The sequence below is a fragment of the Moorena sp. SIO3B2 genome (genome assembly GCF_010692525.1).
Lineage (GTDB): Bacteria > Cyanobacteriota > Cyanobacteriia > Cyanobacteriales > Coleofasciculaceae > Moorena > Moorena producens.
The window spans coordinates 1-7261 of record NZ_JAAHHE010000306.1; the positions used below are offsets into that span (position 1 = coordinate 1).

Consider the following 7261-nt stretch of genomic DNA (forward strand, 5'->3'; position numbering starts at 1 on the left):
AACAGAAGCTTACCTGTCTTAATCAGCCTGTTGGCACTCCCTTGTATCTACTGGCTTTGTCTGGAACTTTTTAAGTCCTATTTGACAGCATGGATAGCGATGGGATTAGTAGCTATCTCTCCTTTCCATGTGTACTATGCACAAGAAATACGGGAGTACGGTTTGTGGGCAGTTACGACTTTACTAATGAGCGTGTCACTGCTGCGGGCAATGAGGTTAGGAACAAAATCTGCATGGGTGATTTATACAGTAACTACAATACTATCGCTCTATTCTGCTGTATTTTCTGTCTTTGTCTTATTTGGTCATGGAATTTACGTGGCTGTCAATGAGGGATTTCGGCTAAGTCAGAAAGCTGTTGCTTACTTATTAACATCATTTGTTTCAGTTGTGGCGTTCTCGCCCTGGCTTCTGGTGATTTTGACCCATCTGGACAAACTAAAGGAAGTAACAGCCTGGATGGATATGTCACTGCCGGTAAACACTTTAGTAAAAAGTTGGATTTTCAATCTTCAATCCGTCTTTTTTAAAACCCAATTTTGGCTTCCAGAATCTCTGAAAACCTTGCTAGCCTTTGCTATGGCAATTCTAGTGGGGTACTCAATTTATGTTCTGTGCCGACACACCCCCAAGCAAATATGGCTATTTGTTGTCACCTTAATCATACCAATTTCACTGAGTCTAGCTCTTCCAGATTTAGTGTCTGGTGGAATACGTTCAACTAACGCTCGTTATTTCGTTCCGTCTTACTTAGGATGCCAACTCGCCGTTGCTTACTTTCTTTCTACTCAGTTCACTTCCACGAAAATAAAATTTTTGCAGCGGAAGCATTTGCGAATAATTACCATAACAATCATGGCAGCAGGAGTTTTGTCTGGTGCTATTCAATCAGTGAGACCTAGTCGCAGTGATAATCAAAAAATCGCGGAGATTATTAATCGAGCAAATATGCCATTAGTAGTTAGCGGTGAAGCCTCCAAAAATGGCGGTGGTACCTTTGGTGACATCATGGAATTGAGTCATTTACTAGATCCCAAGGTCAAACTTCAGCTAGTTATCGAGCCTAACCAACCTACTATTCCTGAGGAATTCCAGGATGTTTTTTTATATAAGACGCCAGAATCATTTAAGCATAAAATTGAGCAAAAATACAGGATAGATTCTGCCTATAAAAAACAACTTTTTTTTATTACAAAAATAAAATAACTTCCAATAATATTGATAATATCTTTATAAAACATATTTAATATATATCCGTTGTTTATGTGATATATCAACAAAATAAACGATAATTGTATTGTTATACAATGGCGATTATAGGTTGCTTATTATGTTCTCTAACTCAGAAGACGATATCGAAATTTCCGTTGTGATTCCTCTTTATAATGAAGAGTCCAACATTGATTACCTGTTTGAACGCCTTACGATAGGGCTAGACAATCTCAACATCAACTATGAGATTGTTTGTATCAACGATGGCAGCAAGGATAACACGCTAAAGTTATTGCTCCAGCACCATTACTCAAATCCTGTAATTAAGGTTATCAATCTATCTCGTAATTTTGGTAAAGAGGCTGCTCTAAGTGCTGGTATCGATTTTGCTAGTGGTGCAGCCATTATACCAATTGATGCAGATCTCCAAGATCCGCCTGAAATCATGGGGGAGATGATTAACAAATGGCGTGAGGGCTACGATGTTGTTTATGCAACACGCCGTTCTCGTCAGGGAGACACTTGGGCTAAGCGTTTTACTGCCAATTTTTTCTACCGAGTGATTGGTCAAATAAGCCATGTGCAAATTCCCTCCAATACTGGAGATTTTCGTTTGCTTGATCGGCGTGTAGTTGATGCTGTCAAGCAAATGCCAGAACGAACCCGTTTTATGAAAGGGATATTTGCTTGGGTTGGTTTTAAGCAAACTTCTATACTCTACGATCGCCCTCCACGTTATGATGGAATCACTAAGTGGAACTATTGGCGACTTTGGAATTTTGCCATTGATGGTATTACATCATTTAGTCTCCTGCCTTTAAAGGTTTGGAGTTATGTCGGTCTCATCCTTTCTATAGCTGGATTCCTCTATGCTGCTTTCCTAATAGTTCGTACGTTACTGTTTGGGATTGATCTTCCTGGCTACGCCTCATTAATGGTAGTCATACTTTTTTTAGGAGGAGTGCAATTGCTGACACTAGGTATAATTGGTGAATACATTGGTCGCATCTTTGAAGAATCGAAACAAAGACCGATTTATCTAGTTCGTGAACTCTACGGTTTACCAAAAACATATTCACTAAATGATCAAGTTATTTCCTCAAAAAAATAAATAATATAAAAATAGGTTATAATTACGGTATTATATATGATATAATTCACTGTTAAATTTACTATTACAGTAGATAAAAATAACTTTTTACCGGAGATAAATGTAATGACTGATTGGATAAGTAGGAGCGTTATTTGATGCTCAACTATAAGCGGTTTGTTGTCTTGCTCACATTTGTTTGTCTCTTTGCAACTGCTTTAGTGATGCATTTACTTGGAGGCATTGAGCCAGAGCAACTTCAGTCTTGGCTGAGACAGGCTGGGATCTGGGCACCAGTGATCTATATCATCTTTTATGTTGTAGCGACTGTGTTAATACTCCCTTCAACAGCACTTAATTTAACTGGAGGAGCCATCTTTGGTCCGTGGTTAGGTACACTCTGGACTAGTGTTGCTGCGGTAATTGCCGCAGTGGTATCCTTCGCTTATACCCGCACTGTCGGGCGTAAGCTAGTGGTTGAGAAGCTAGCTAAAAGTTGGCGGGCGATGGACACTGAAGTGCGTCGCGGAGGGGTGTTATACATATTTGCGATTCGACTACTGCCAATCATTCCCTATGGTTTAGTCAATTTTGCTGCTGGTCTCACCTCAGTTAGCTTCAAGGACTATTTTCTGGGTACGGTTCTAGGCATCATTCCGGGTGTTTTCCCTTTTGTGTTAATAGGTAGCTCTGGTTTAAAGGCACTGAGAACAGGAGACATACTGCCACTGATTGCAGCATTAGGGTTGACAGGAGTTTTAGTCATGGGAGCTACCTGGTACCGAAGTCACCGAACCTAATCTTAAAAATTTGGTTGACAGCTCTAGCTTTAATTGATGGTACCTGTATATAGCAAATCTCATACCCATGAGGTACAAATCTCTGGGTTTTAGGGAGCAGGGAGCAGCTAATAGGCAATAGGCAATAGGCAATAGGCAATAGGCAATAGGCAATAGGCAATAGGCAATAGGCAATAGGCAATAGGCAATAGGCAATAGGCAATAGGCAATAGGCAATAGGCAATAGGCAATAGGCAATAGGTAAAAAATAATGTGTACCTCATAGCTATGATAAACGCTATATTATGTCAGATTATTTAACAATAATTTTTTTATACATTTAAAAAAATATGAAACTATCGGTTTTAATTAACAACTATAACTATCAGCATTATGTTAGTGATGCTATCGATAGTGTGCTCCAACAATCATTTCCCGTAGATGAGATTATTGTTGTCGATGATAAATCAACAGATAAATCTGCCCAGATATTACATAAAAATTTTGCAGCTAACGAAAAAGTCAAGCTGGTATTGAAAGATAAAAATGAGGGGCAGCTTTCAAGTTTTAATGCGGGATTTATTGCTTCTTGTGGAGATATTATCTGTTTTCTTGATGCCGATGACCTTTATAAAGAAAATTACATTGCAGAAGTAGTAAAATTTTACCAAGAGCACCCAGAGTGTGATTTTCTGTTTTGTAGCGCTGAGGTATTTGGGAATGAAGAACGAATCGCCAGTTGCTACAACAATACACGAGATTTGGGCTATTCCAGAATCGCCACTCTCTATAAAAAAGCATGGGTAGGTCATCGAACTTCGACAGTTTCGATGCGTAGACATGTACTCGAGAAGTTCCTACCGCTTCCCCAGCAAGAAGATTGGCGCATTCGTGCAGATGACTGCTTAGTTTTCGGAGCTTCAATAGTAGGAGCTAGAAAATTTTATCTAGCCAAACCTCTGGTAATGTATAGAGCCCATGGTAACAACAATCACTATGGACAGAAGCAAAAAAGAACGCCGGAATACCTAGATAAATATAAACAGGCTGTAGATAACTTATTAGGATTCTTAGCCGAAAAGATGAGCTATCCAAGTAACCTATATGAACAGGCTCATATCGAATTTAGGACAATTCCGAAACCGAATGAACAAGAATTTAACATCTACGAATCTATTATTGATAAATCTGAGCTTCTTGTCTTGAATAAGCTTGCCAGATTTTTGTCTATTTACATCCACTTTATCAGCAGAGGCGGATTCCTATCCCTAGTCAGGATAAAATTACTTTGGCTAAGGAACAAGATCCAACGATTTGCACTGAGGTTATATAGACTCCCTCAATCCAAGACCAATACCACTGCCTAAATCAGTGGAGTTCAGTTAAACCTGGAGTACCGCTCCGAATGATAAAACCGTGAACAAAGGGACTTGCCTGTAAAAAAAATATCAATTAAAACTATCAATTAAAGTAGAGTGGGCAAAATCATCTAATCTAGACTACTCAAAAGAAGCCAACTTTTTTTGCCCACCCTACAAGCTGGAGTACCGATCAGAATGAGAGGACCATGAACAAATTTAGGAAACTCCAAGATGTTATTTAACTCATTTATTTTTGTCCTTTTCTTCATCATTGTCTACACGCTTTACCTGTTTTTAAATAGGAACTATAAAGCCCAGAACATTCTGCTGCTGATTGCTAGCTATGTGTTCTACGGATGGTGGGATTGGCGGTTTCTCTCGCTCCTAGCTCTCTCCACGGTTGTTGATTTTACAGTAGGAAAACAGCTCCAAGACATCAAAGAAGAGCGAAAACGAAAACTACTCCTGTGTATCTCTTTAATTTTTAATCTTTCCCTACTGGGTTTCTTCAAATATTTTAACTTTTTCGCAGAAAGTTTCAGCAGTTTGCTTAAACTTGTTGGACTTCAGGTTGACTGGGTTACCTTAACTATCCTGCTGCCTGTAGGGATTTCTTTCTACACTTTCCAAACGATGAGTTACACCATCGACATCTACCGAGGAAAGTTGAAGCCGATTAGTAATTTCCTGGATTTTGCACTTTTTGTTTCCTTTTTTCCCCAGTTGGTGGCAGGCCCGATCGAACGAGCAACTACGCTAATACCCCAAATCATATTACCACGTAATCTCAATATAGAACAAATTAATGCGGGGATATTACTAATTATTTGGGGGTATTTTAAAAAGGTAGTAATTGCTGATAATATGGCGACTATCGCCAATCCAATATTCAATAACTACACCCAATATCAGGGGTTGGATGTCCTGATCGGTATTCTGGCTTTTACCGTGCAAATCTACGGAGATTTCTCTGGTTACTCTGACATTGCGCGAGGAATTTCCAAGCTGATGGGCTTTGAGTTGATGGTGAATTTCAAGCTACCCTATTTTGCTCTCAATCCCAGTGATTTTTGGTTACGATGGCATATTTCTCTATCTACTTGGTTACGAGATTATCTTTATATTCCCTTAGGTGGTAACCGCCAGGGTAGTTTAAACACCTACCGTAACTTGTTTTTAACAATGCTTCTGGGCGGTCTTTGGCATGGAGCTGCCTGGAACTTTGTGATCTGGGGTGCATTTCACGGGCTGATTCTGATCATCTACCGCATCTTTGATAAGAATCCAGAACATCAAGATCCTTGGAGCGGTAAGTATTCCTATCTAAGGATCTTGGGCAAAATGTTGTTGATGTTTATCCTGACTAACATTGGCTGGGTAATCTTCCGTTCCAGTTCAGCCGATCAAATCTATTACATGCTTACCAGAGTGGGGGTGGGTAGATCAGATCAGAGTTTACTCTTGGGATATGACTTAGTGTTTTTCTGCTTGCCATTGGTCATGGTTCAGATCTATCAGTATGTGACCCGTGACCTGCTTATCCTAACAAAGCTAAACTATTGGTGTCGGGTTCCGGTCTACAGTTTCTTGATTATCTGGATTTGTGTTTTCGGTGTTCGCACATCTGGAGAATTCATCTACTTCCAATTCTGATTTTGATTAATGACGAGAGTAAAGAGTTAAGGAAAAACATGGCACAACGCGCCAATCAACAGCTACCAGAAGAAATTATTGGCTCAGCCAACCGTCGAGGAGTCTTGCTATCTCTATTGGGAACTCTGATACTTGTTATTTTGTGCAATTTTGCAGCTAAATGGTATCTGAATGACCATCGACCTAATCGAGGCTATTGGTTGGTCAAGGAAAAATGGGAAATGTTACTGGGCTTGAAGCAACCTGTTGACTGGCTCATCCTAGGAGATTCCAGTTGTAACCAGGGGGTAGTTCCAAGTATTCTCAACGAGAGACTCGATGTTACCTCAATCAATCTCTGCACTATCGGCAACATGTTGAGCCTCAACGATGCCTGGATGCTAGAAAAATATATACAGCAATCTGGAGCTCCAAAAAATGTTCTGATCGTGCATGTCTACGATGTTTGGCATCGCGGAATTAACTTTCCGTTACTAGCGAGAGTTCCTTTGAGTTGGGGATACTGGCAGGAGCTTGAACCACCACTAAAGATTCGTTTACGCGGTCCGGGTATTTTATTTATCGAGCGATATTTTCCCCTCTATTCTGAAAACAAGAGTCTTTCGTTATGGTTCAGGTTTCCTCTGGATACGTTCAAGGAAGTCAGAAGCTACAATATAGAAGAAGATGGGTTCATGGTTTGGGAAAAACCCAACCCTAGTTATGTAGAAGCACAGAAGGAGTCGCATATCAATTTTGCCAGAAACAATCAATTTAATCTTTCGCCCTACAACCGTCAAGCTTTGGAACGAATAGTGGCACTGGCGGAAGAGTATGGTTTTAATGTTTACTTAGCCAACAGCCCAATGTATGAAGGTCTTTATGAGCATGAGGATTTTCAAGCCTATTTTAATCAACTTCAAGAAACTCTCGGTGCCTATGCTGCCAAGAGTGAACGAGTACACTACATTTTCCGAGAGCCAATGACCTTTCCCAAGGAGCAGATGGAAAATGCCGATCATCTGGTTTACTCTGCTGCCAAGGTCTACACTAATGAACTTGTGTCAGAAATTCTGTCCTTACAGTCGCAAACCACAACAAGTAATCATGATCAGATAAACGTTGTTGAGTAATTTAAATAGTCGGACACAATTAAATTTATAGCGCTACGGGCAGGCAAGAGGCAA

Annotated in this window: 7 protein-coding genes; 6 read left to right on the forward strand and 1 reads right to left on the reverse strand. The window is 40.0% G+C overall.

Going from position 1 to position 7261, the window contains the following annotated elements; genetic code table 11:
- The 3 genes from F6K38_RS31985 to F6K38_RS31995 all read left to right on the forward strand — a co-directional run.
- On the forward strand, positions 1 to 1206 hold a 1206-nt coding region (locus tag F6K38_RS31985; RefSeq protein WP_287359087.1), incomplete at its 5' end, for a glycosyltransferase family 39 protein.
- A 124-nt stretch (positions 1207 to 1330) separates the two neighbouring features.
- Positions 1331 to 2323: a glycosyltransferase family 2 protein gene (locus tag F6K38_RS31990; protein WP_071107470.1), complete on the forward strand. Its 993-nt coding sequence runs from the start codon at positions 1331 to 1333 to the stop codon at positions 2321 to 2323.
- Positions 2324 to 2460: 137 nt separating this feature from the next.
- On the forward strand, positions 2461 to 3102 hold the full coding sequence (locus tag F6K38_RS31995; RefSeq protein ID WP_071107471.1) for a TVP38/TMEM64 family protein: 642 nt from the start codon (positions 2461 to 2463) through the stop codon (positions 3100 to 3102).
- Positions 3103 to 3209: 107 nt separating this feature from the next.
- Here F6K38_RS31995 and F6K38_RS32000 read toward each other — a convergent pair whose 3' ends face one another.
- Positions 3210 to 3365 carry a hypothetical protein gene (locus tag F6K38_RS32000; protein WP_287359089.1) on the reverse strand — a complete coding sequence of 52 codons (156 nt, stop codon included), beginning with the start codon at positions 3363 to 3365 and terminating at the stop codon, positions 3210 to 3212.
- Between the two features lie 66 nt (positions 3366 to 3431).
- On the opposite strand from F6K38_RS32000, the gene F6K38_RS32005 reads away from it, so the two are divergent.
- From F6K38_RS32005 to F6K38_RS32015, 3 genes are all read left to right on the forward strand, one after another.
- Positions 3432 to 4448 carry a glycosyltransferase family 2 protein gene (locus F6K38_RS32005; RefSeq protein WP_287359091.1) on the forward strand — a complete coding sequence of 339 codons (1017 nt, stop codon included), beginning with the start codon at positions 3432 to 3434 and terminating at the stop codon, positions 4446 to 4448.
- 225 nt (positions 4449 to 4673) lie between these two features.
- Entirely contained in the window at positions 4674 to 6095 is a 1422-nt protein-coding gene (locus tag F6K38_RS32010) for an MBOAT family O-acyltransferase (protein WP_008179266.1), read from the forward strand.
- A gap of 38 nt (positions 6096 to 6133) precedes the next feature.
- The gene (locus F6K38_RS32015) at positions 6134 to 7207 is read left to right on the forward strand and encodes a hypothetical protein (protein WP_008179265.1); all 1074 of its coding nucleotides are present in this window, start codon (positions 6134 to 6136) and stop codon (positions 7205 to 7207) included.
- The last annotated feature ends 54 nt before the right edge of the window (positions 7208 to 7261 follow it).

Excerpts from the sequence above, each read along its gene's own strand:
- F6K38_RS31990 (WP_071107470.1), top strand. The coding sequence starts at position 1,331 with ATGTTCTCTAACTCAGAAGACGATATCGAAATTTCCGTTGTGATTCCT.
- F6K38_RS31995 (WP_071107471.1), top strand. The coding sequence starts at position 2,461 with ATGCTCAACTATAAGCGGTTTGTTGTCTTGCTCACATTTGTTTGTCTC.
- F6K38_RS32000 (WP_287359089.1), bottom strand. The coding sequence starts at position 3,365 with ATGAGGTACACATTATTTTTTACCTATTGCCTATTGCCTATTGCCTAT.
- F6K38_RS32005 (WP_287359091.1), top strand. The coding sequence starts at position 3,432 with ATGAAACTATCGGTTTTAATTAACAACTATAACTATCAGCATTATGTT.
- F6K38_RS32010 (WP_008179266.1), top strand. The coding sequence starts at position 4,674 with ATGTTATTTAACTCATTTATTTTTGTCCTTTTCTTCATCATTGTCTAC.
- F6K38_RS32015 (WP_008179265.1), top strand. The coding sequence starts at position 6,134 with ATGGCACAACGCGCCAATCAACAGCTACCAGAAGAAATTATTGGCTCA.